Annotated in this window: 21 protein-coding genes and 4 tRNA genes; 11 read left to right on the top strand and 14 right to left on the bottom strand. The window is 43.1% G+C overall.

What is annotated here, in order from left to right; translation table 11 throughout:
* The first annotated feature begins 105 nt into the window (after positions 1-105).
* The 6 genes from ACYVE4_RS27810 (at position 106) to ACYVE4_RS27785 (ending at position 6,541) form a co-directional block, all read left to right on the top strand.
* Complete coding sequence (locus ACYVE4_RS27810; RefSeq protein WP_461043680.1) at positions 106-432, top strand: DUF2200 domain-containing protein; 327 nt, start codon at positions 106-108, stop codon at positions 430-432.
* Between the two features lie 112 nt (positions 433-544).
* The gene (locus ACYVE4_RS27805; RefSeq protein WP_461043679.1) at positions 545-928 is read left to right on the top strand and encodes a hypothetical protein; all 384 of its coding nucleotides are present in this window, start codon (positions 545-547) and stop codon (positions 926-928) included.
* Between the two features lie 210 nt (positions 929-1,138).
* The gene (locus ACYVE4_RS27800; protein ID WP_461043678.1) at positions 1,139-3,499 is read left to right on the top strand and encodes an ABC transporter permease; all 2,361 of its coding nucleotides are present in this window, start codon (positions 1,139-1,141) and stop codon (positions 3,497-3,499) included.
* Between the two features lie 193 nt (positions 3,500-3,692).
* Complete coding sequence (locus ACYVE4_RS27795) at positions 3,693-4,511, top strand: helix-turn-helix domain-containing protein (RefSeq protein ID WP_461043677.1); 819 nt, start codon at positions 3,693-3,695, stop codon at positions 4,509-4,511.
* A gap of 55 nt (positions 4,512-4,566) precedes the next feature.
* Positions 4,567-5,697, top strand: a complete 1,131-nt coding sequence (locus tag ACYVE4_RS27790; protein ID WP_461043676.1) for an FAD-dependent oxidoreductase — start codon at positions 4,567-4,569, stop codon at positions 5,695-5,697.
* Positions 5,698-6,349: 652 nt separating this feature from the next.
* Positions 6,350-6,541, top strand: a complete 192-nt coding sequence (locus ACYVE4_RS27785) for a hypothetical protein (protein WP_461043675.1) — start codon at positions 6,350-6,352, stop codon at positions 6,539-6,541.
* Positions 6,542-6,688: 147 nt separating this feature from the next.
* Here the strand turns inward: ACYVE4_RS27785 and ACYVE4_RS27780 are convergent, their stop codons facing one another.
* The 9 genes from ACYVE4_RS27780 to ACYVE4_RS27740 form a co-directional block, all read right to left on the bottom strand.
* Positions 6,689-7,087 carry a VanZ family protein gene (locus tag ACYVE4_RS27780; protein WP_461043674.1) on the bottom strand — a complete coding sequence of 133 codons (399 nt, stop codon included), beginning with the start codon at positions 7,085-7,087 and terminating at the stop codon, positions 6,689-6,691.
* A gap of 175 nt (positions 7,088-7,262) precedes the next feature.
* Complete coding sequence (locus ACYVE4_RS27775) at positions 7,263-7,574, bottom strand: hypothetical protein (protein ID WP_461043673.1); 312 nt, start codon at positions 7,572-7,574, stop codon at positions 7,263-7,265.
* Positions 7,575-7,741: 167 nt separating this feature from the next.
* Positions 7,742-8,443, bottom strand: coding sequence for a hypothetical protein (locus ACYVE4_RS27770; protein WP_461043672.1), 702 nt, complete (start codon positions 8,441-8,443; stop codon positions 7,742-7,744).
* Between the two features lie 342 nt (positions 8,444-8,785).
* A complete protein-coding gene (locus ACYVE4_RS27765; RefSeq protein WP_461043671.1) occupies positions 8,786-9,139 on the bottom strand; it encodes a hypothetical protein in 354 nt (117 codons plus the stop codon).
* Positions 9,140-9,877: 738 nt separating this feature from the next.
* Positions 9,878-9,950 (bottom strand) — tRNA-Phe (locus ACYVE4_RS27760).
* 4 nt (positions 9,951-9,954) lie between these two features.
* Positions 9,955-10,028 (bottom strand) — tRNA-Cys (locus tag ACYVE4_RS27755).
* A gap of 17 nt (positions 10,029-10,045) precedes the next feature.
* Positions 10,046-10,117, bottom strand: a tRNA-Lys gene (locus ACYVE4_RS27750).
* Positions 10,118-10,255: 138 nt separating this feature from the next.
* Positions 10,256-10,822 carry a serine integrase family protein gene (locus tag ACYVE4_RS27745; RefSeq protein ID WP_461043670.1) on the bottom strand — a complete coding sequence of 189 codons (567 nt, stop codon included), beginning with the start codon at positions 10,820-10,822 and terminating at the stop codon, positions 10,256-10,258.
* Between the two features lie 164 nt (positions 10,823-10,986).
* Positions 10,987-11,061: transfer RNA gene (locus tag ACYVE4_RS27740), tRNA-Asp, on the bottom strand.
* Between the two features lie 1,408 nt (positions 11,062-12,469).
* Between ACYVE4_RS27740 and ACYVE4_RS27735 the strand changes: the two genes are divergently transcribed.
* Complete coding sequence (locus tag ACYVE4_RS27735) at positions 12,470-12,868, top strand: c-type cytochrome (protein ID WP_461043669.1); 399 nt, start codon at positions 12,470-12,472, stop codon at positions 12,866-12,868.
* Between the two features lie 130 nt (positions 12,869-12,998).
* Here ACYVE4_RS27735 and ACYVE4_RS27730 read toward each other — a convergent pair whose 3' ends face one another.
* The 3 genes from ACYVE4_RS27730 to ACYVE4_RS27720 form a co-directional block, all read right to left on the bottom strand.
* Positions 12,999-14,351 carry a histidine kinase gene (locus ACYVE4_RS27730; RefSeq protein WP_461043668.1) on the bottom strand — a complete coding sequence of 451 codons (1,353 nt, stop codon included), beginning with the start codon at positions 14,349-14,351 and terminating at the stop codon, positions 12,999-13,001.
* An 84-nt stretch (positions 14,352-14,435) separates the two neighbouring features.
* Positions 14,436-15,245, bottom strand: a complete 810-nt coding sequence (gene rlmB / locus ACYVE4_RS27725; RefSeq protein ID WP_461043667.1) for a 23S rRNA (guanosine(2251)-2'-O)-methyltransferase RlmB — start codon at positions 15,243-15,245, stop codon at positions 14,436-14,438.
* A 106-nt stretch (positions 15,246-15,351) separates the two neighbouring features.
* Positions 15,352-16,800, bottom strand: coding sequence for a GWxTD domain-containing protein (locus tag ACYVE4_RS27720; protein WP_461043666.1), 1,449 nt, complete (start codon positions 16,798-16,800; stop codon positions 15,352-15,354).
* 254 nt (positions 16,801-17,054) lie between these two features.
* On the opposite strand from ACYVE4_RS27720, the gene ACYVE4_RS27715 reads away from it, so the two are divergent.
* Positions 17,055-17,822, top strand: coding sequence for a class I SAM-dependent methyltransferase (locus ACYVE4_RS27715; RefSeq protein WP_461043665.1), 768 nt, complete (start codon positions 17,055-17,057; stop codon positions 17,820-17,822).
* 84 nt (positions 17,823-17,906) lie between these two features.
* Positions 17,907-18,395: a GtrA family protein gene (locus tag ACYVE4_RS27710; protein ID WP_461043664.1), complete on the top strand. Its 489-nt coding sequence runs from the start codon at positions 17,907-17,909 to the stop codon at positions 18,393-18,395.
* A 93-nt stretch (positions 18,396-18,488) separates the two neighbouring features.
* On the opposite strand, the gene ACYVE4_RS27705 is transcribed toward ACYVE4_RS27710, so the two are convergent.
* Positions 18,489-19,451, bottom strand: coding sequence for a pyridoxal-phosphate dependent enzyme (locus ACYVE4_RS27705; RefSeq protein WP_461043663.1), 963 nt, complete (start codon positions 19,449-19,451; stop codon positions 18,489-18,491).
* A 107-nt stretch (positions 19,452-19,558) separates the two neighbouring features.
* Here ACYVE4_RS27705 and ACYVE4_RS27700 point away from each other — a divergent pair, with 107 nt between their 5' ends.
* The gene (locus tag ACYVE4_RS27700; RefSeq protein ID WP_461043662.1) at positions 19,559-20,467 is read left to right on the top strand and encodes a sterol desaturase family protein; all 909 of its coding nucleotides are present in this window, start codon (positions 19,559-19,561) and stop codon (positions 20,465-20,467) included.
* Positions 20,468-20,583: 116 nt separating this feature from the next.
* Positions 20,584-20,889 (top strand): hypothetical protein, encoded by a 306-nt coding sequence (locus ACYVE4_RS27695; protein ID WP_461043661.1) that lies wholly within the window; start codon positions 20,584-20,586, stop codon positions 20,887-20,889.
* Positions 20,890-20,989: 100 nt separating this feature from the next.
* Here the strand turns inward: ACYVE4_RS27695 and ACYVE4_RS27690 are convergent, their stop codons facing one another.
* Positions 20,990-22,309, bottom strand: coding sequence for a TolC family protein (locus ACYVE4_RS27690; protein WP_461043660.1), 1,320 nt, complete (start codon positions 22,307-22,309; stop codon positions 20,990-20,992).
* Positions 22,310-22,488 lie beyond the last annotated feature (179 nt).

The raw sequence follows: 22,488 nt of genomic DNA, 5'->3' as shown, positions 1-22,488 counted from the left end.
TAAAAGGCTCGTATAAGTGTGGGACTTTAGATCAATACAATTAATTTAGGGACAGCAGCTATTTTGAGTGTCGCAATGAAAACGAATAATACCAGAGTATATAAAATGGCATTTGCCGGTGTATATCCGCATTATATCCAAAAGGCAGAGAAGAAAGGCCGTACAAAAGCCGAAGTGGATGAAATTATTTTTTGGCTAACTGGCTACAACCACCAAGCATTACAACAACTTCTTGACAATAAAACGGACTTTGAAACTTTCTTCGCTCAGGCGCCACTCCTTAATCCAAATGTCTCGAAAATTACTGGTCTAATTTGTGGATATCGAATAGAGGAAATCGAAGATAAACTGATGCAGCAGATTCGTTTTCTAGACAAGCTGGTTGATGAACTGGCGAAAGGCAAGGCGATGGAAAAAATTTTACGGAAGTAAAGCCAACTGTAGTTAATAGTGTACGTTTATATTCCTGTTGATCACGTTCTATACCACTTACACAGTCGGTCAAGCTACGTAAAGTACAATTAAAAGGTAGTATGTTTGGCTAATGAATCGACGCATTACTCCCGACGATCTGGACACGTCGCCCTATAAAGAGTTAATTCAGTCCCTGGCTCTCCAGTGGGTTCATGCCGAATTACCAGCCCAGGGCATAAGCTATGCAGAGTATACATCCGACATTCGAATTCTGCTGCTAACCACTCAAAATCCGGAGCGGACAACCGAAATTGTTACGGCAGTTCTTGCCCAGGCGATAGCCCTTCGTAAAACGTCATTTTGGGTCGATCAGGAACTCAAGTTTGAAGGGATGATTCATGGTGCTGACCGAATTGACTTTCTTAAATTTGAACTCAGCCAGGCCGATGATATTGACGATTCCTTGCTTGATAGCTACAACGAACGGATAAGCCGGTTTACGACCAAGGACTAGCGAGTCAACACCTCCTTTTTATACTTATCGACATAGAGCCGGCTAACTCTATCTGAGTCAGTAGCATATGCTTATGGTCATTTATGCTGGCAAAGAACAGCCAGTGCACCGCCATCTATAAACGATTTGGGCCAGACAACACAAAGTCTACTTCGTGCTAGTACTTCATTGTTATCTTTTTCATCGAACAATCATTTACTATACGGACTTATGCTACACAATTACGTCAAGATTGCCTGGAGAAATCTTCTAAAATATAAGCTCTTTTCCTTTATCAATATTATTGGATTGAGCCTTGCCATTCCATCGGCTCTAATGGCTTTAATTCAGATCGTTAATTATTACGAATATGATAAGTTTCACCAGAATGAAGATCGGATTTTTCGAGTTATAACAGACGAAAAACATAAAGATGGCATCATCGAAAATTGGGCATCGAGTCCAGTACCATTGGCTCAGTATGCCAGCGAAAAGCTTGCTGGTATTGAAAAAGCGACAACGCTGGTAAGAGATTTTGATTGGTTTTTAAGCAGTGGAATAAAAACAAAAAATATTCATGCCATCTATACAGACCAATCGTTTTTTCAACTCTTTACATTTCCACTGGAAAAAGGTTCCTATCCGGTTGAGCCCAACACCATTGTTCTGACCCATGAGACGGCGCAGTGGTTTTTTAAGGATACCAACCCCATTGGGCATACATTGGAACATCCTAAGCAAGGGAGTTTTAAAATCGTTGGTGTTTTAAAGCCGTTCAATCCGCAGAAAACTCAGTTTAGAACCGATGTTTTTGTGCCAATTGCGAATTATTTGGCTATCACGACCCGATCCAATGATTGGCCGGAATTAAACGCGCACACATTCTTGAAAGTAGCCAAAGGGGTTACGGCAGATAATCTGAATGAACAGCTGGCAAAAACCTCAGCCACAATCAATAGCTTACTTGGATCGTCGGCTGGTAAGAAATTGGTTTTCAAGGGGCAAAACCTGGCCGACATTTCGCCCGCAAAGGATATACTGAAAAATGATCCCTATATTCAGGATGTTCGAAGTATATCGATCAATTTCGCCTTTCAGCTAATCATCCTTTTACTGGCCTCCCTGAACTACATCAACCTAACACTAGCTCGATCGATGAACCGAAGTCGGGAAGTTGGGGTGAGAAAAGTAGCGGGGGCGACAAAATTCCAGCTCGTTGGTCAATTTTTGATCGAATCCGTATTGGTTTCGTATATAGCGTTGAGTTTTGGGCTGCTTATCTTGTGGTTAATAAAGAATTATCTGCATGTTTCGTGGCTTACCTGGGATATTGACCATTTGGCGTATCTCATCCTGATCTTCTTCGTTTTCAATCTGTTACTAGGATTACTAGCCGGGGCTTCTCCCAGTCTTATTCTCTCGTCTTTTCAGCCCGTAAAGGTGTTGAAAGGAAGCATTGCACCGGCAAGTTTTGGGAAAATAGGTTTTCGAAAATCGTTAATTGTCGTTCAATTTACGATTGCCCTGGTTTATGTATTTTTTATTGGCCATTCCTATCATCAAATAAATTACATGGCCAGTGATAATGAAAATTACCAGCGTAATCATATACTCAATGTTAACCTGATAGCAGATCAGTACAAACCATTTGCGGCTGAGGTCAATACGCTCAAAGACGTACAGCGTGTAGGCTATACATCGCTTACGTTTGGAAACCGACCTACGCCATCAACGATTAAAAACGTAAAAAGCGAAACTTCGCATTCTACGTTTTACTATGCTGTCGACCATAATTTTATTGAAACGATGGGGCTAAAGTTTGTCGCAGGCAAGAATCTGGCCGCTAGTCATGCAGAACAGTCTTCTCCTTTGATTGTGATCAATCAAAAGGCTGTTGAAAAACTGGCCCTGGGTTCAGCGCAGGAGGCAATCGGAAAGCTAGTTGTGTTACATGATACTCTTTCGGCAACCATTGTCGGGGTGGTTGCCAATTTTTGTCATTATGATTACGAACGGAAGATAGAGCCTCTCGTTTTTCAATACCAGCCCTCCTTATTTAGAGTGATGTGTATAAAAACAAGCCCGGTTAATGATCGGAAAACGGTAGAAGCGGACCTGGAAAGTCTATGGAATAAATACACACCTCAACAGGAAATGAATATGTCGTGGCTGGATAAGGATATGTATGAACGTTATTTTCCTCGCGATGAAATGCAGTTAATGGGCATAGAAGGCGTTGTGATTTTGGTCATTGCCCTGCTAGGTTTAATTGGTATCCTCACCTACAGTTTAGAGAAACGGGCCAAAGAAATTGGAATCAGAAAAGTAATCGGAGCCACAACAACCGAAATTATAACATTAATATCGAATGAATTTATCAAACTGCTGGCTATGGCTGCAATCATAGCTATTCCTTGTGGTATAGCCATCGGATTGTATATGAATACCTATTTTGTATTCAACAATGGATTGAATTTTTGGATAATGGGTTCCTTGCTGTTGCTGGTCGTAGGGGTTGCGCTGGGGGCTGTAGGCTACTTTTCGAGAGCCGCTACTCAAACCAATCCCGCAAGAACGCTAAAGGCAGAGTGAGGTTTCGAGGCCTGTAGATTTGGACATGTTAGTAGTCTTCAACGAGTAGCAACTATTGGAATTTGCTGCTCGTTGAAGGCTATCTGGGGTTTGGCAGCTGCTTTTGGATTGTCTTTTTAGAAATTACAAATGACAAAAGCGTTTTAAACTTTCGAAATGGTGTCTGTATACTCATAACGGCCTATCTTTCAGCATGCAGCATCAGGAATTTGATTCGCCAGACGAGCTACGTGACACTATAAAGTGTTTTTGGTACAATAAGAGGGACTTTGAAGAACACCAATCGAGTTTTGAGGTAGTGCCCGATGGCTATACTGAACTGATTTTTTATTTCGGAAACCTCTTTAGCCATTCGTATCATGGTGGCTTACAGCCATTACCATCTCCGTTTATGATGGGACTGCTCAATCAACCTGTTCATTTCTTCACGACGGGTCGTTTGGAGATCATTGGTATTCGGTGCTTTCCCTGGACTGTATTCGATTTGTTAGGTCTACCGTCCGATAAAAATGAAGTGCGCATCATTGAGCATCCTATCGTTCAGCTTCAATCCGAATTGACGGAGCGTGTTCGGATTGGTAAAGTGGATGAAGCCCTGGCGTTGGTAAAACAGTATTTTCTAAATGTACGGTCGCAGATTGCTACGGATAGCATGCTGTTCAAAGCGGGAGTTGCTATGCAGGCAGCAGCTGGTACCATGCCAGTAAGTCAGGTAGCGGCTGCGGCTCATGCTACGGTGCGTACATTGGAACGAAAGTTCAAGCAATCATCTGGCTATAGCGTAAAAGATGTGTCTGGTCTGATGCGATTTGAGCAGGTCCGAAACCGATTGTGGCTTGATCCGGAGGTCAATCTTGCTGGCCTGGCTCATGACATGGGCTATACGGATCAATCACATTTAAGCCGGGAATTTAAACGCTACAGCGGCACTTCACCATCGGCATTCGCGCGAAAAGCAAAGAAAGGCAGAGTAATTGTCAGACCCGATTTTGTCGTGTTTATACAAGACTAGCGAAGGAGCATTTCGGAATTTTGCGTTGCAATACATCATTAAACAACGCAAAATTATGATACTAACGAATAAAAAAGTAGCCATCATCGGGGCTGGGCCTGTTGGTCTTACGATGGCAAGATTACTACAACAAGAAGGGGTGGAGGTAACGGTTTATGAACGAGACAAAGACCCGCAGGCCAGGATTTGGGGTGGTACGCTTGATCTGCATAAACAGTCTGGGCAGGAAGCCATGAAAAAGGCAGGGTTATTGGAAGGGTATTACGCTAAGGCGTTGCCAATGGGTATAACTATTGCTGACGAACAGGGTAATGTGCTGTCCACTAAAGAAATTACCCTCGAAAACCAGTTCGATAATCCCGAAATCAACAGGAATGATTTACGGCAACTATTGCTTAGCAGTTTAAAGAACGACACCGTTGTTTGGGACAGAAAATCGGTAGAACTTGACGAACAGGCCGGAAAATGGCTCCTGCAATTTGAAAATGGCCCCGATGCAACAGCTGATTTTGTGGTCGTAGCCAATGGGGGAATGTCTAAAGTAAGAAGTTACGTAACAGATGCTGAAGTTGAAGAGACCGGAACCTTCATTATACAAGGTGACGTACCTCAACCTGACAAAAACTGCCCGGAATTTTATCAATTGTGCGACGGTAACAGACTAATGACCGCTCATGGAGGCAATTTAGTCGTGGCAAATCCCTACAATAGTGGCTCATTAACGTACGGAGTAATTTTTAGAAAGCCTGAAGAATGGAGTCATGACAAGGGATTAGACTTTCAGGATACGAATAGCATTCGCGCATTTCTTTCAGATAGATTTTCCGGCTGGGATGGTCGTTACCAGCAACTAGTCCAGGCTACGTCTTTTTGTGTTGGCTTGTCGACAAGGAAATTGCCGTTGGACAAACCCTGGAAGCCTGATCGTCCGTTGCCGATAACGCTTATTGGCGATGCCGCTCACTTAATGCCGCCCTTTGCCGGTCAGGGAGTAAATATCGGACTAGTGGATGCATTGACGCTGTCCGACAGGCTCCTCAACGGAAACTATAAAACCATACAAGAGGCCGTCCGGGATTATGAACAAAAAATGGTTGTTTACGCGGAAGAAGCTCAACGTGAATCCAGTAAGAATGAAATAGAGATGCGTCATCCCGACTTTTCTTTCCAGAAATTCATCCATTAAGGTACGCAGTTATGTATTTACGGCGTCACAGCTTTGGATACTATTGTCGTATTTCAATCGACATCAAAAGCCAGATAATCTCCAGATTCTCGTCTGATTAGTCTCTTGGAAAAATTATACATCTTCTTTTTGTACTATAAATAACGGCAATATGCGTCGTTAGTCTTGAAATAATTTAATCATATTGTCTTACCACTTATTGTCCTTTTTTGCGGCTTCGTCGCTTGATTTCGACGCTTGGTACTAATTCATTAGCCGCATTAGCTAGTCGTATACCATCTTTGTGTCAACATTCACAAACAACAAAGACAAATGAATATGAAACTTATGCACATCAACCGCCCAGCTCGTCCCCGTATCATTGAAGTAGGTGGCCCCGTTATTGGCCTACGTGGTCGGACCATTTATCGGATGCGGGCTCGCTGAGTGAGCTCTTCCCGAAGCGGTAAGCTCCCCGAAGTGGGAGCTTTTTTTATGGCCTGAAAAGCCACTTCATAAATCGCGTGAAAAAAGTGATAAATAATGCCTTTCCTGTTTCAGTGCACACAATAAACTACTCGAATCCACGTTTTATATTCGTTATGTTTCATAACTACCCCACTGGTTGACCAATGGGGATTTTTTGTGCCCTGCTACATTTAACGTTTTGGTTATGGAAGGCGTATCTGATCAACTTCCTTCTCAACAGAGCCAACCCGCTCCAGAACAGCAGCGGGTTGATGCCGCCAATGATTTTCTGACCATCTGCGATCGATTGTCGGCTGGTTACGACAGTGGCTATTATTGGGAAGATGTCCAGCGAGCATTGCGCATTGCCGCCGGTTTGGAAAAGTGGCCAGCCTAGGTCTGTTAATTTTCCTTTTATTAGGGTAATAAAGAGAAAACCCCTGCCATTACTGGTTAGGGGTTTTGCTCAGATAGGTTGGTTAAGAAAACGTTTTCATACACAGTACGGAAATGGAATGTCTACCGTTGCTTTTGACAGTACTATTTATCTGAAATAGTACCGTAGCCTGACAATAAAATAGGAGATAACTAATCCGACAAAAGCGCCTAGTGACCCCCACCCAATGTCTTCCCAGGAAGGAAAGCGCGTGGGAATGAAGATTTGCACTGCTTCAGATAGTGTTACTAGCCCTACCATACCGACCCACAAACGCACCCACCAATACCAAGGACGGCGGCCCGTGACAGGCATCAAACTAACCAACAGGCCGAGCATTAGAAACGGTACGCTGGTGCGAAGGTTTCCGTTCGATTTTTTGTCAGTCCAATCGGATAGCCATTTCGGAATAAACCAGGTATGCCTTAAATTAGGATGTGGCTGCCAGCTTAAATAAAGAATTAAACCTACCCCAAGCAGGATTAATACATATACCAACCGATTCATTGTTAATGATACATCAAGTTGACTAAACAGAGAACTTATTTATTCATTAGTCTAAAAGGCGTAGTAGTTAAAAACGCCAACCCTATAAGAGTCGGCGTTTATGTACCCTTCCCATTGATATTAACTTATCGTTAGGCGAGATACTGCAATACCCATGCCAACAAAATGCCGTTATTCAATCGGCTTTACGCACCTGATATTGGTGGCTGATAACCGAATTGCGATGGATAGCATTGGAGACCGCCCCTGGTGTAACACCTAAATAGGAGGCACAATCGGAACGACTGCTGAATGTTTTAATGACTTTGCCCGATTGAATCAACTCTACTTTCCGATGCTGTTTTTCTGGGGGAACGACTCCGTTTTTCTCCAGCACATGGCGAAGCTGGTTAGTGGCATAACTGGCCGCATTACCTTTATAGCCAGTTGATAAAAGTTCAAATTTTTTAAGTAGTCGTAAGAGGTCTAATTGTAAAGTCGTTTCCATGTTATTTACAAGAATTGGTAACATTCAACGAAAGTAAACATATTATTTACCTTTTGGTTCGTGAAATTTCGTTAGCGGCTTTCCGGCCAAAAATCGTTTACATAATGAAACCAAATAAACATAGATTAGGCTTCATCATATGTGCAGACAGGCTCCTCAGCGACACGTTATGGGCACTGAACATACTTGGCTCCTTGGCTCCAAGCGCTTTGATTGCTCACTTGGGATAAAGAGGATACATAAACGATTTTAGCATTGCTTCGGCAGGCAATTAGCCGTTTGTTCTGACACACATCCAGAGAAGAAATAGGGCGACTACTCCACACATCTACTATCTCTAATGATGATAGCTGACTAAGGTCAATACTAGGTTGCATTTGAATGCCATATAAAAGCGTTTTAATAGCTGAATTATTGCCCAATCGTAGATGGCGAATGGTTGGCGAATAGCCCCCACCGGATGAATAGCCGGAACAGTCTAGAAAAGTAAGTTTTACATTTTGGCTAACATCCAGCGTATCGACCGGGGCCTGGTAATCAGGATTGATTTGACCAGAACCATCGTAAATCGCATTTCGCGTGGTTCGACAACGTAAAAAGGTCAAATTCGTAAAATAGTTGAGGCCTTCCAGACGAGAAAAAGGCTTTTCTGCATCAAATCCTACCAGCATTAGGCTGTCTACCTTCCTGATATCGCCGTATCTGGCTCCTCCATTAAGTAGACCATCTGAATCTAATTTTCGTTCGACAAGCGTTTGCTCAATAGGCAGGGCGAGCTTAATGAATGTATCATCATTGAGTGGTTTGGGTTCTTTAGTGCAAGTGGAAAGACCAAAGCCTAACAGGATAGGAAGTAGTATCTTCTTCATAGTCAACTTGAAAGGGTTTCACAACATCGATCTGTTCTAGTATAACAAGTTGAAGCTACAATTTGTCACTGACTACTGATGTTCTTTATCTGACGAAATTATTTTCTTTCTTAAATTTCCTTGTGTATAAGTTAAAAATAAACTAGTTGTTTTTGTAGATACGTTGATTGATTTTTTATTTATGCGAGCGAAAATAGGCAAATAATATTTTAAAAAATCACCTTAATTATTATACATAAATGATTAAAGTAAATTTTAAAATATTATTTATCTGTAGCACTGATAATAGTTGATGTATAAAAAAAGAACGTAAATTATTTACGTTCTTTTTTTATACATCAACTATTCGACTAATTTTTTAAGATCGATCTTCTTTATTAATAATGCTTCTTTTAGCTCTGAATAATATCTAGGATATGATTTTCCGAAATCACTCCAATAACTGGGAGGTAATTGACATAGTAAATCCTGAATGGTACTGTTTTGGTCAACCGAAACTGTGTTTTCGATGTTCCGTTTTACATCTAATAGAAACGTAGATCTAGTCACGATTCTCAAAGGTAAATCCTGAATTTTTAATTGTTTGTCAATCGCTACAATGCGTTGTTGTCTACGCATTATCTCTTGATTGATAACGTCTTGTATCGCTAATAGGTTAGCAGTAGAAGTTGCCCTGATTTGTTTAACTGTATTCATAAATAGTGAGTAAAGGTTTTTGATTTTTTATCAGAAAAACATAAAAACTTGATGAAATATAGAGATATTTTTTTAGAAAAATAATTATGGGAAACATGAATAAGGTTTATAAGAATATTTATCTTTTTGAAATATATTTCAATGAAAACTATTTATATTTTTTTGTTTTATATTAAATATATATTTATGAATTTATTCGATTATTGTATTTATAATTATTTTGAAAAATGATTAATAAGATTTGTTATATATTATAATTGTTATTCACGAAACATTAGCTATTGTTTAATAGTAAAATGAGTAAAATTTTGCTATTTTATAGTACGATAAATAATTATTTATACTTAATTTGAAATGTATTACTATTAAATTGTATTTTAATAAATATTAAATATAATAACAGCTTATTTTCTTAAAACTACTAGCTTCATATAGCAGTAAAAAAGGTAGTGTTAGCCATAGCTGATTTGGCACTTGTTAATCTTATTTTACTTGGTGTTCTAGCCTTTCAGATAAAAAAAAGCCCTGACTGAGTGTCGGGGTAGGGGTTAGGAGCCTGAATCATTGATAGCTATGTTTCAAGCTTGGAATTCGGCAAAACGAACTAAAAACTTTACATATCGGGAAGGATTCAAACGGTAGTGCTCAACCATCTTCGACATGCGAATTTAGACGCTACTGCTCAGGCCAAACTGAGCTACCGATGTATTTAGGGGTACCCGTTATCGATAAATAGGGTGGACTCAGTGGGTTCCGATCCCACCTCTACGGATTTTTAGTCCGTTGCTTTCACCAGATTAGCTTCAAGTCCATAGAGCTCCCTCCCAGATTCGAACTGGGGAATCTCGGTTTTGCAGACCGGTGCCTTAGACCACTTAGCTAAGGGAGCTAATTGTAAAATTAGAGTAGGACCGGTGGGAGTCGAACCCACGACTTTCTCATTAAAAGTGAGAAGCTCTACCACTGAGCTACGATCCTATTTGTATGTCCGGATGGTCTTGAGCGGCAGCGGCCGACCGTCACCGACTTTAGCCGTAAATGGGTGCTGCTCTAACCGTTGAGCTACCGACGTATTTAGTAGTGATACAGGGGCTCGAACCCCAGACCTTCTCCGTATCAGTTTAAAGATGGGTCTATATATTCTTGTTGATGAACCTCAGCATGGCAGTTGGCGCAAAGGAGTTCACACTTATCAAGTTCATGTTTAAATCTATGCCAACTGATATTATTATATTGACCAAGAGTAAATGCTTTGGTTGTGGGGTCTCTGTGATGAAATTGCAAAGCCCAAATAGACCGATCATAACCACATCGATTACATCTACCTCCCAAGTAATCTACACCCATCTGCTTCAATCGCTGTCTTCGATCTCGAATCTTCCGGTAATTCTTAATCGCTTTTTCCTCGTCGGTCAGCAGTTGCCGTTTTTTCTCGGTATGACGTTTGACTGTACTACGATGGACTCCAAAATGATGAGCAGTCTCGTCGATCGTATGGGTCTGATAATACTCATTAATTGCTTTCTGTGTAATTTCATCTACTGGTTTCCGTCCATCAATTCTACCACCTGAATTCATTCGATTACAATGGTAGCTAATTGTAGCTTTACTAATTCCAGTAATATTTTGTATTGCCCGATACGATTTCCCCTCTTGTCGTAGCTGCAGTATAGTTTCTTTCATAGGTAACATATAAGGTTTAGGTAAACCCTAGTCCTTTATTAGTATATGCTCTAACCAACTGAGCTATATCACTAGGTTGTTGAAGTGGAGGGACTCGTACCCCCTGAGCTTTCACACTTGATCTACAGATAGGTCCGCTACCAATTACGGTTTACGCTTCAATATGGCGGTCTATCCGGGAATCGAACCCGGGCCTCCTCATAGACAGTGAGGGATCCTAACCACTGGACCAATAGACCATTACAGGAAATAGTGTATTTGAGCGGCTGCCGGCCATCGTCACTGATCGGTATGTAACAAGCCCCTGCACTAATTCCCGAAAAACAAAAAAACCTGCCGGATTTGACTCTGACAGGGGGAAAGACTTGGAAACTGAATTTATGGTTGGTGTACCGAATGGTTCATATTTCCCCCTGTCTGCCAATCTATATGTCAGATAATAAACTTGGAAATATGTGTGCTATTCAGTAACATGATTTCGTAATTTTTTTTGTGCTTATTGCTTATGCTTTACTTCTGCTTGATGAAGGATTTATTTGCAATGCAATGTTAAAATATAACTTTTAAATTTCAAAAAAACGAAAATATTTTTTTGAAATAAATGCGCAAATTATTTAATGCGCTTTACTGGAAGATATACTACGCCAAGCCCTAAAAAGTAACACATTTTTTGTGTTTTTTCAGAGAAAATAATAGTAAAGAAATAAAAGAGATCAGTCTTCAATTTTCTGATTTCTTGTTCACTCGTTTTACTAATTGGCAATATAGTACAACCCCACATTTTCATGTGAGTCTGGTATCCTCAATGCCTGCGTCATTAGTATTGTATCAGCTCCAATCCAGTTGGTAATTGGATAGAGCATGTACATAAATGAATGACAAATAGACAATTACAATAATAAAAAACCCCTGCTGGAATGAGCAGGGGTTAGGTCATTGAGTAAAGTCTTTACTACTTAGTCAATAGGAACCGACCCCTGCCGTTGGCAGATAAAGTCAATCGATCCATATTTACACCAATTATTCATAGCACAAAGATAATAGAATGGTTTTTATATTTCCAAATGTGAAAAATCAGAAATGTAAAAAAGAGACAATCAAAAAAATGTTCTTGTAATTTAATGTGAAAAAATTTTCTCTGATTATCGAATCATAGCACTTTTCGTAAGTTCATTAGCGATTTAATCGTAAACCAAATCACTAATAAAAAAATTGCCATTCTGGATCGAGACTAATTGGTAGAATATTGATACAATGAAACTGGAGATTTACAGAAAAAGCTTGCGAAACAATAACAAATTCAGAACAGAATGCCGTATAGACAAGAGCAGCTGACGGTGTAGAATTCATCGGGCCAGAATGCAGAAGCTAGGTGGTGTTTTCGTAAGATCGTCGAAACACGCTCAGGAAGACTAATGTATACCATCTGGGAACTGCCTTTTGAGATCTACTTTAGGCCAGACGAAGGATAGTGTGCATTTTTGTTTTGTTAAATTTTAAACGTTTTGCGGGAACAACTGTCTAAGCATTAGTTTACTAGGAAAAACCGAAGCTAAAATTGGGTTATGACCGTAAACCCTCTATTTTTGCGCGGCTGACCTATTAACGCAATCAATCAGTTTGTCCATTTATCGTTTACCGATTCTTATGAAAAAAATCTTAGGCTTTCTTATCGCTTCGGCTTCGCTGGCCGCAGTTTCCTTCGATGCTAATGCTCAGGCTCCAGCCGAAATTCCGGCAGATATGAAAGAGCTGATGACAAAATATACTTGTATTGCCTGTCACCGGCCAGATCAACGATTAGTGGGTCCGGCTTATGCAGATGTTGCCAAGAAAAAATATTCGAATGACGAAATCGTCAAGTTGATTTATACGCCTGTTCCTTCACACTGGCCAGGCTACCCACCAATGGCACCAATGACGCAAGTGCCTAAGGAAGACGCCATGAAATTAGCTGTCTGGATCAACTCACTTGGCGGTGGTGCTACTAAAACAAGCACCAAGAAAACATCAACCACCACCAAAAAGACGACGAAGACCTCGTAAGTAGTTTTGAGATTGGTAATTAAAAAAGGCGCATCCTGATCTAGGAAGCGCCTTTTTGATTCATGTATTGTAGAAACACACATCGACTATTGACTAAACGCCCGGACGAGTATCCATATAGTATACGGGTTTACGCTAGTTCGGCTTTAGTTACTGGTTGAATTAGTGGAATGCTGACCATAAATACATTTTCGTCTTCAGTTACGATGGGAGCCGGCTGGCTAAGATTTCGGTAATGCGTTCGTATGGTCGATAGGCCGACGCCGTTTGAGAGTACAGCTTTGCGTTTGCGTTGTAGATTATTTCGGATAATCAAATTGCCTTCTCCATCCGTAAACAAGTCGATGGAAAGCGGTTGGCCTTTTATCGTTGTATTGTGCTTGACGGCATTTTCAACCAGTAATTGAAGAGTGAGCGGTGGTAATAGATACGATTTATAGGTCGGATCAATTTGTAGCGAAAGAGATAGACCAGCTCCGTAACGCGTTTTTAGGAGGTGATAATACGACTGAATAAAATCAAGTTCATTGGCCAACGTCGTCAACGGTTGATCGTTGGATTTTAGTAGGTAGCGGTAAACGGAGCTTAATTGATCCACAAATTCATTTGCCCGATCTGGATCATCGTCAATCAAGGAAGATAGAGAATTCAGGCTGTTAAATAGAAAATGTGGATTTACCTGAGCCTGTAATGCACGCAATTGAACATCCGTTTTTTCCTGCTCTAATCGACGCACGGCTAGTTCGGTTTCTAATCGTTCCTGAACGAGTTGTTCAGCCTGACGGGTTTGCGAAATGGCCTGATTCACAGCAATCTGTCGCTGACGAAATACGAGCGATAGGGAGAAACACAGTAGCAAAAGAATACGCCCGGCGCCAAGAATCTGAATATGCCACCAAACGGCTTCCGGAGCGGTGGATAAAGTCCAGGGATAGCCGGTATAATAGAATAAATTGTTCGTTTCGCTTAGCGTCATAAATAAGCTACCGGCTAGAAAAAACCAGCTGACAATGTCTTTACGACTTGCGGCAATCCAGGTGCCGATGAAACTGATGCCAATCAGTGAGGCCCAAAAAACGACCAGGACCAAAGTGCCAAACAGGGTTCGTTGCCACGATTCGTCGATTACCATCAGGCTAACTTCCAGTACCAGATAAACACTTAGGCTAATTTCACCCCAGCGAAGCCAACGCCCTAAACGGGGCTGGCTCTGTCTCAAATCAAACAACCGATAAACCAATTCCAGGTAGAGAATCTTAACCAGCCCATGATTGACGGCATACAGCGCCATTGTCTGGGATTCAGTTAGCAGATCAACGTCACCAGAAGCACGATTGTAAATTGAATGAGCAAACCAGATAAACGTTTGAAGGGTAAATAGACCGTAAATCCAGTCCCGAAAAAAACTCCATTGAACAATATTCAACAGAAAAATGGACCCGACCGTACCTAGATAAATAAATAAGATAGCCTCACCAGACATAACAATCTTCCTCTCTGCCCACGAAGATACACAGATCGCAGCCTATCAACGATCAAACTCGCATCGCTCATCCAGAAAATTAGGTTAGTCGTTGGAGGAAATTGTCATACTTCGCTGGCGAACGGCTTCGTACAATACCACACCCGTTGCAACGGATACGTTGAGCGAACCGACAGCTCCCAGCAGCGGAATTTTAACGTGCGTATCAGCCATTCGAAGCAATTCTGGCGAAATACCATCTTCCTCTGAACCCATAATGACGGCCAGCGGCCCAGTCAGATCGGTGTTACGTTCATACAAATCCCGACTCGATTTTTCAGTACAGGCGACGACCGTAATTCCCGAATCCTGTAAATATTTGACGGTTTCGGTTAGGTCGGGCTCGCGACAGACGGAAATATGATTCAACGCGCCAGAGGAGGTCTTCATAGCATCGGAGTTGATGGCAGCGGCTCCCCGTCCGGGTATTACAATGCATTGCACCCCTGTACACTCAGCCGTGCGAGCAATCGCACCAAAGTTACGAACGTCGGTAATGCGGTCGAGGAGGAGGAAAAAAGGTGTTTCGCTGCGTTCGTAAACGTCCGCAATCACATTCGACAGTTTCACGTATTGAACCTGCGCTACCAGACAAACGACGCCCTGGTGGTTTTTACGCGTGAGTCGGTCAAGTTTTTCGACAGGTACGCGCTGAATGGTAACGCGATTCTGGAAAGCCAGATTCTGGATTTCAGGGTTGCTCAACCCTTTTTCCATGTATAATTTATCAATCTGCTGTTCAGAGCGGAGCGTTTCGAGAACTGACTGAATACCAAAGACCATTTCGTCGGGTTGCGGACGAAACTGTGGGCGCTGCGGGCGGGGACGAGAATTACGATTGTACTGCTGAGGCATTTCTTAACTGTATGATGTATACTATAGGCTGTATGATATAGGCTGTATGATGTATTAATGTTTTTATGCGTCAGCCTACATCCTATATCATACAGCCTACATCCCATCATTCCCGGATGGCGCCGGTTCGCCAGGCTTCAACGATTGGGTACCAAATTGGCTGATACTCAATGTAGCGCACCAGCTCGTAATGATCTTCTACGAATTGATTCGGTTTCTTGGTAAATGTAAAATTCACTTCCGAAACGTTGGCCCGGCGATTATAAACCCATACTTCGCGCTCACGGTTCCGCTGTACACGATCAGGCGCCCCCAGCACAATATAAATCATGCCTTTATCGGTTTTCCAGCCTTCTTTATACGTCGTAAATAATCGATTTGCTTCTTCGACCCGGTCGAAATAGGCTTTCAGCGTTTTTCTGGCTACTTCTTCATTGCCCGACATCAGGCTCAACCAATATTTATCGAACGCTTTCTTCGTGTCCTGCGCCTGATTCAGTTCACTGATTTCAGTACTGGTACTCATGTATAGTACGGGCTTGATCAGTTTTTCGGGGCGGGTCATTTTCGGAAATCGTTTGTCGGCCACAACCAGACCAATACCCGCTGCATCGGTCGTATCCTCTACAAAATAATAAAGTCCCTCGCGAGGAATAACAAACGGCTGATTGGTTGTAATCGTGAGTGTTGAGTCAACCGATAAGGATTTTGATGCCGGACGGGGCGAGGTATTCATTGGCGAGGAAGCTGCATCGAAATCGTGACGATAACGAACACCGATCAGTTGCTTGCTCGTACCGGTTACATCCTTGAGCAGAACTGTATCGCCCACATTCACATAATTGCGAAGTTGTGGTTGCGTTCCAGCTTTATCAAATAAGGTGAAGCGATCACTGAGTTTGGTCGTAACAAACCGTAATGACAGGTCATTTCGTGCTTTAGTCCCACTGTTCGTTTCCGTGATTTCAGTCAATAAAACAGCGTTTGTAGCACCCTTTGGCCGTTTTATGTCGAATGTTAGCGTTAAATGATCACCACTAATGCCCACGTTTTGCGTCGTTAGCGGTACGGTCGAGTAACCCAGCCGATCCCGATTGTTATAATCGGGATACATGACATACGCAATCAGGAAATGCTCAATAAAGTCGCTGGGCTTCGATACAGCCTCACCCGTCGGAGTTTTGGCTGTCAGATCCATATAGATCCGCACATTGGAGGTGTCAATCGCGAGGAATTTTCCTTTGATGGACGTAACCACCCATTCCCCCCCTTTCATCGACATAGCAGGGCCGGTGCCAATGCCAGCCCCATCACTCATTTTAACGGGAGATGGGGGAGAAGATGGCGCTGGCCGCGACTCACGTGGCTCATTGGACTGAGATTGAGTGGCTGGCGAACTACCATCGGCAACGCGAACCGCGGGACGGGTTGGCTGATTTCGTTGCGCTTCGGTTCGCGCATCGTAAGCTGCATTGATGCGCTGTTGCTGCGACTTTTTGTTACTCGCACAACCCGTTAATAGGGCAATAAAGAGAATATAGGACAGAATACGCATAAACAATAGGGCAATCTTAAACCGCAAAATGGGTTGGTTTACAAATTGTTTATTGATAACGAAAAAACAGGGGCATTCGACTTATAAACCGTCTGCATTTTTCTTTGCTTCGACAAAAGAGTATTTTTGCATCTATCTAAAACAAAGTTCGTTTATCGTTTACCGGTTGAAGGTCGATGTTTTTCTGATCAACGTCAAACTAGTTAGCGAACAAAGCGTTTGTGTTGGTTCAGCACCGACGTTTCGAATCCATTATGTACAAAACTACAGAAATTACCTCCGCTGAAATAGCTTCCGACAATCCGGTTCACCAGCGTTTGTTGTTCCCTTATGTCGAAGCCGCCAATCTGGTTAGCGGAAATGTCCTCGAAATTGGTTGCGGCTGGGGCCGGGGGCTGGAATTGCTTACAAAAGCTGCCGATCATTATACGGGTATCGATAAAAATGAAGAATTGATCCAGTCGCTTCAGGCTGAGTATCCGGCGTCTACCTTTATTTCGGCCAACATTCCCCCACTTCGTTCGCTTGCTGATAATACGTTCGATTATATCGTAACGTTTCAGGTGATCGAGCATATTGAAAATGACGATCTGTTTGTAAAAGAAGCGCACCGGGTTTTGAAACCTGGTGGGAAACTGTTGCTGACAACGGTAAACAAGAGTTTTTCGCTCACGCGTAATCCCTGGCACGTACGGGAATATTATGCCGATGGGCTGAAGGCATTGATGGCCAAGTACTTCTCAAAAGTGAATACACAGGGTATCCATGGCAACGAGAAGGTGATGACCTACTATGAGCAGAATAAAGAATCGGTGAAAAAACTGACCCGCTTCGATATTTTCAATCTGCAATATCGGCTCCCCCGCCGACTACTTCAGGTACCCTATGATCTGATGAACCGCCTGAACCGAAATCGGCTCTTGCAAGCTGACGGAATAGCTGCGGAAATTAACTACACCGACTATCTCGTCAGCAAGGATCCAGCCGGGAGTCTGGATTTCTTTTACATCGCGACGAAGTAATTTTTTATCTGCACCTACATTTAAGTGTTTTATCGGCTTGAAGAATATTGTTTTGCTTTATTCGCTTGCCTCTTGAGTTAACATATGGCTAGCGAGCTTTTTAATCGACGGGATGTTATTGCGTACTTTATTGTAGCTGCCATCGGCGCTTCCATCCAGTTGCTGGCGGGAAGTATCTTGCAGGATTGGTTTCAGTTTAGCTACAAACAGGCGCTATTTTGGGGGTATATTATAGCGTTCTTCGCTGGATTTGTCCTGACTAAATTATTTGCTTTTAATGCCAGAAACTCCGCGCAGACTAATCGTGAAGCCGCAAAATTTACGCTGGTATCGATCATTTCCTGTTTAATTACAGTGTACGGAGCCGCTTTCGTTTATGACTTTTCTGTCGATAGTATGGGGGCCCAGATGGCAGTTATTCCGTTTTCGGTCAAAGAAGTGAACCTCAATAAACTCTTTTCTCAACTAGCAGGAATGGGAGCCAGTTTTTTGAGCAATTATGTTCTGCATAAGCAATTCACGTTTCGCAACACTGGCTTCTACGAGAAGCTGAAAGCCTTGCTTAATTTGTAATTTTTGTCGTGCTGAGGAACGGAGCATCTTAATGTTTTCTAGACAACTTGTTTTTGGTATTTAAGATGCTTACTCCGTCAGCATGACAAAAAATTAAAACGGCAGTTTCCCTAGATCGACGTTTCCGCCCGTTATAATAATTCCGATTTTTTGACCGGCAAACTGATCCTGATGGTTCAGAATGGCCGCAAGTGGTACAGCACTGGAAGGTTCGATAATGATTTTCATTCGTTCCCAAACCAGTTGCATGGCACCAATGATTTCGGCGTCGGAAACAGTCAGAATATCAGCTACGTTTTCCCGGATGATGGCTAGTGTTCGTTCGCTAAGGGTTGTCATTAGTCCATCGGCAATCGTGTTGATATATGGTGCTTTTTCAACGTGTCCACTTTTAAACGATAAGACAGCATCCGCAGCCCCTTCTGGTTCGGCAGCAACTACGCGCGTGCCAGGAGATAAATAATGAGTGGCTAAAGATGTTCCGCTCAACAGCCCCCCTCCACCAACAGGTGCCATAATCGTGTCGAAGGGACGCTCTGTACCGTATTTTTTCATACCCGCGTCTTCGATTAATTCTTTCGTAGCAGTAGCTTGTCCCGCAATGACGCGGTCGTCATCGAAAGGGTGTACCAGCACCGCGCCCGTTCGTTCGATGACTTCGCGGACACCGGCTTCGCGGGCATCGAGCGTTGGTTCGCACTCAATCACTTCGGCACCGTAGCCCAACACAGCCTCTTTTTTGACCTTCGGCGCCGTGCGCGGCATAACGATGTAAGCCGGTAAACCTACCTGACGAGCCGCAAACGCAACGGCCTGTGCGTGATTGCCGGACGAATGGGTGGTGATAGCTTTCCCTTCGTGGTTCTGAGCAACCTGCAAGACGGCATTCAGTCCACCGCGCGCTTTGAAGGCCCCGATTTTCTGGAAATTCTCACACTTAAAAAATAGACTGGCTCCCGTACGATCGTTGATGGTTTTATTGGTTAGTACGGCGGTGCGATGGATATAGGGTCGAATGCGGTCGTGCGCATCACGAATGGTATCGAATGAAATCATAGGAAAGGCAAACTACAGATGTGGGCAAATTACGAAGAAAAGATGGAACGCGTCGTATTTGATAACCATCGAACAAGACTGTAACTTGCATAAAAGTTAGAAATAATATGAGAGATTTAATTCAGCTCGCGATTCCCGGATTTGTTATCCTGCTGGTTGCCGAGGTGATCGTGACAGTTATTCAGCAAAAGGATTATTACGTTACCAAAGATACGGCCAGTAGTCTATCCATGGGTATTGGCAATGTCATCGTCAGTGCCTTGATTGGAAAAGCGATGATTTTTGGTGCTTTTACGCTGGTCTATCAATTTCGGCTGTTCACGGTCGATATGACGAAGTGGTGGGCGTGGGTTATTCTGTTCTTTGCCGAAGATTTCAGTTATTACTGGTTCCACCGAATCAGCCACAGTAGCCGGTATTTCTGGGCGTCGCATGTCGTACATCACTCGTCCATGAAATACAACTTAGGCACCGCGCTCCGGCAAACCTGGACGGGCAATATTTCGGGTGCGTTTATTTTCTGGATTTGGTTGCCTCTGGTTGGTTTTTCGCCCATAGCCATAATGACTATGCAGTCGATCAGTCTATTGTATCAATTCTGGATTCATACCGAACTGATCAACAAATTTCCCGCACCCATCGAAGCCATTTTTAATACACCATCCCATCATCGGGTTCATCACGGTTCTGATCTGGATTATCTGGATAAAAATCACGCGGGTATACTCATCATTTGGGATCGAATGTTCGGTACGTTTGAGGAAGAACGCAAGCGCCCTACCTACGGCCTGACGACCAATATTGATACGCATAACCCCGTGCGAATCGCCTTTCATGAATGGGTGGCTATCGGACAGGATGTTCGTCGGGCAGGATCGTTTCGAGCGGCCTTGGGCTATATTTTCGGCCCTCCTGGCTGGAGTCACGATGGATCACGGAAAACTACGAAACAGCTTCGTGAACAGCAGAAAAGGCTGGCTAATGCACAAATCGAAACGGGGCCCCTGCAGGATTAAACCTTGGTGAATGATAAAACTCTAACAATCGAATCGAGTTTATAACCTATTAGTCTAGTCTGAACGTACTACTCAATTAAGTGCTCAGACTGGCGTTTACCTAAATTCAAATCGTTATGAAAACCATCTTAAAAAGTTTGCTTTTCGTTGGTTTGCTTATTAGCTCAATTTCTTATGCGGACGCACAGATTTATGTCCGACATCGACCGTTTGTACCACGCACGAGAGTCGTAGTTGCTCGCCCGCCTGCTCCTTCACCCCGGCATATTTGGGTTCGGGAAAACTGGCGACCCTATCGGCGAAGTTATCGATATACAGGTGGTTATTGGGCAGCCCCTCCTCGTCACCGGGCCGTGTGGGTGCCTGGCTATTGGGCCGCTCGTCCACGAGGTCATGTCTGGATTCCAGGTTATTGGCGATAGTGTTTTATAAAAGCAAACGGGACTGATTTTACTATCAGTCCCGTTTTTTTATGGGTCAGACTGCTCTTATGGATTAAATTGTCTCTGTGGGTTTTACTCGTTAAAAGAACTTCGTGTTGGTAGCGAAATTGACTAGTTGTTGCGACTGAAACACGTTGTTCAACAAGTCAATGTTATTCAATTGCGCTTGTTGATAGGTATGAATTTTGTCGAGATAATCAAGCAGACCAATGCTTCGGGCATTGTAGGCTTTGGTGGCTTCGATGGATATATTCTGAATACGGTCCAGATAACCAGTAGGTCGGGCATTTAACTGGTTGTAATAAGTTGTCAATTTATCGTAGGCATTCAGTACATCACTTTGCACCACAACCTGTTGGTTTTCAAGCCCACTGTTGGCGACTTTCAGGGTTGTTTCCGCTGATCGGATGGCACCCTGATTCCGGTTGTGAATAGGTAAATCCATCGATGCCTGAAAACCCAGGAAGTTCACATAGGCATTGCCGTATTTCTCATACAACAGCCCCGTTGTCAGATCAGGCGTTCGGCGCGCTTTTTCCAGACTTAGGCTACGCTGGGCGTTATTGATCTGCTCCTGCGAAATGCTAATGTCTGGCCGATTGGTCTGAGCCGAATCAAGTGCAGTAGCTAGTTGGGGTAGAGTGGTATTCGTTATTGGTAAGCCAGTTGGTAGAATAAACGTTTGATTCGACTGACGTAACAGTATCCGTAATGTAGCCTGTTCATCTGCGATCTGAGTACGATAATTGGCTCCATTTGCCTGCAAATCGCGAATGGCCACTTCCAGCCGGGTCACTTCATAAGGCGCTACCCCTCCCGACTGGAGAGCGATTCGATAGGATTCGAGCAATCGCTGCTGACGAGCTAGTTCATCCTCAAACAAATGGAGTGCCTGCAAGTCATAATATAAGTTCGCGTAGGTTGAGTAAAGCTGATAATGAAGTATTCGCATTACATCGCGGAAAGCCAATTGAGCCAGTGATTTATTACTTTCCGCCAGAGCCACCAATTTGCTGCGCTTCCCAGCTAATTGAATTACCTGTTGCAATTGAACGGCATAATACCCACTGTTGTAAACGCCCGCGTCGAGATCTGCCTGAGAAGGTCGGCCAAATGGCAAGACTTTGTGTGTCTGCGGATTGTATAGGTTTCCCTGAAACCAAAGGTTAGGATTGGGTCGTAAGCCAGCCTGCGTTATGGCAGCATCTGCAATATCGATCTGATAGCGTTGGGCCAACAACTGGAAATTGCGTTCCAGAAATTGCTGTTCCAACTGCGGTAAATTTTGTCGAAGGGTATCTGGTGCGGTGGTTATTTGCCCAAATACAACAGTTCTGGCTACCAGCCCATTGAGTAAAAAACCAACAAGGCAACTACAGATAATTTTTAAACGGAACATACATGAAAGGGCGGTTACCCTAACCCGGCTAATTTTGTGATCGCAAGTAGTCCCGTGCTAATTAAGGACTTGTTAAAGCCTCATTAATTCTTTCTTAAAATGGAATCGCTAACGATGAACATGGATTTGTAGAAGAGATTGAGCAGGGCTCTTGTCTGTTCATCGCGAACTGATTGTAA

Source organism: Spirosoma harenae (assembly GCF_054776975.1).
This window is presented reverse-complemented; position numbering and strand designations above follow the sequence as displayed.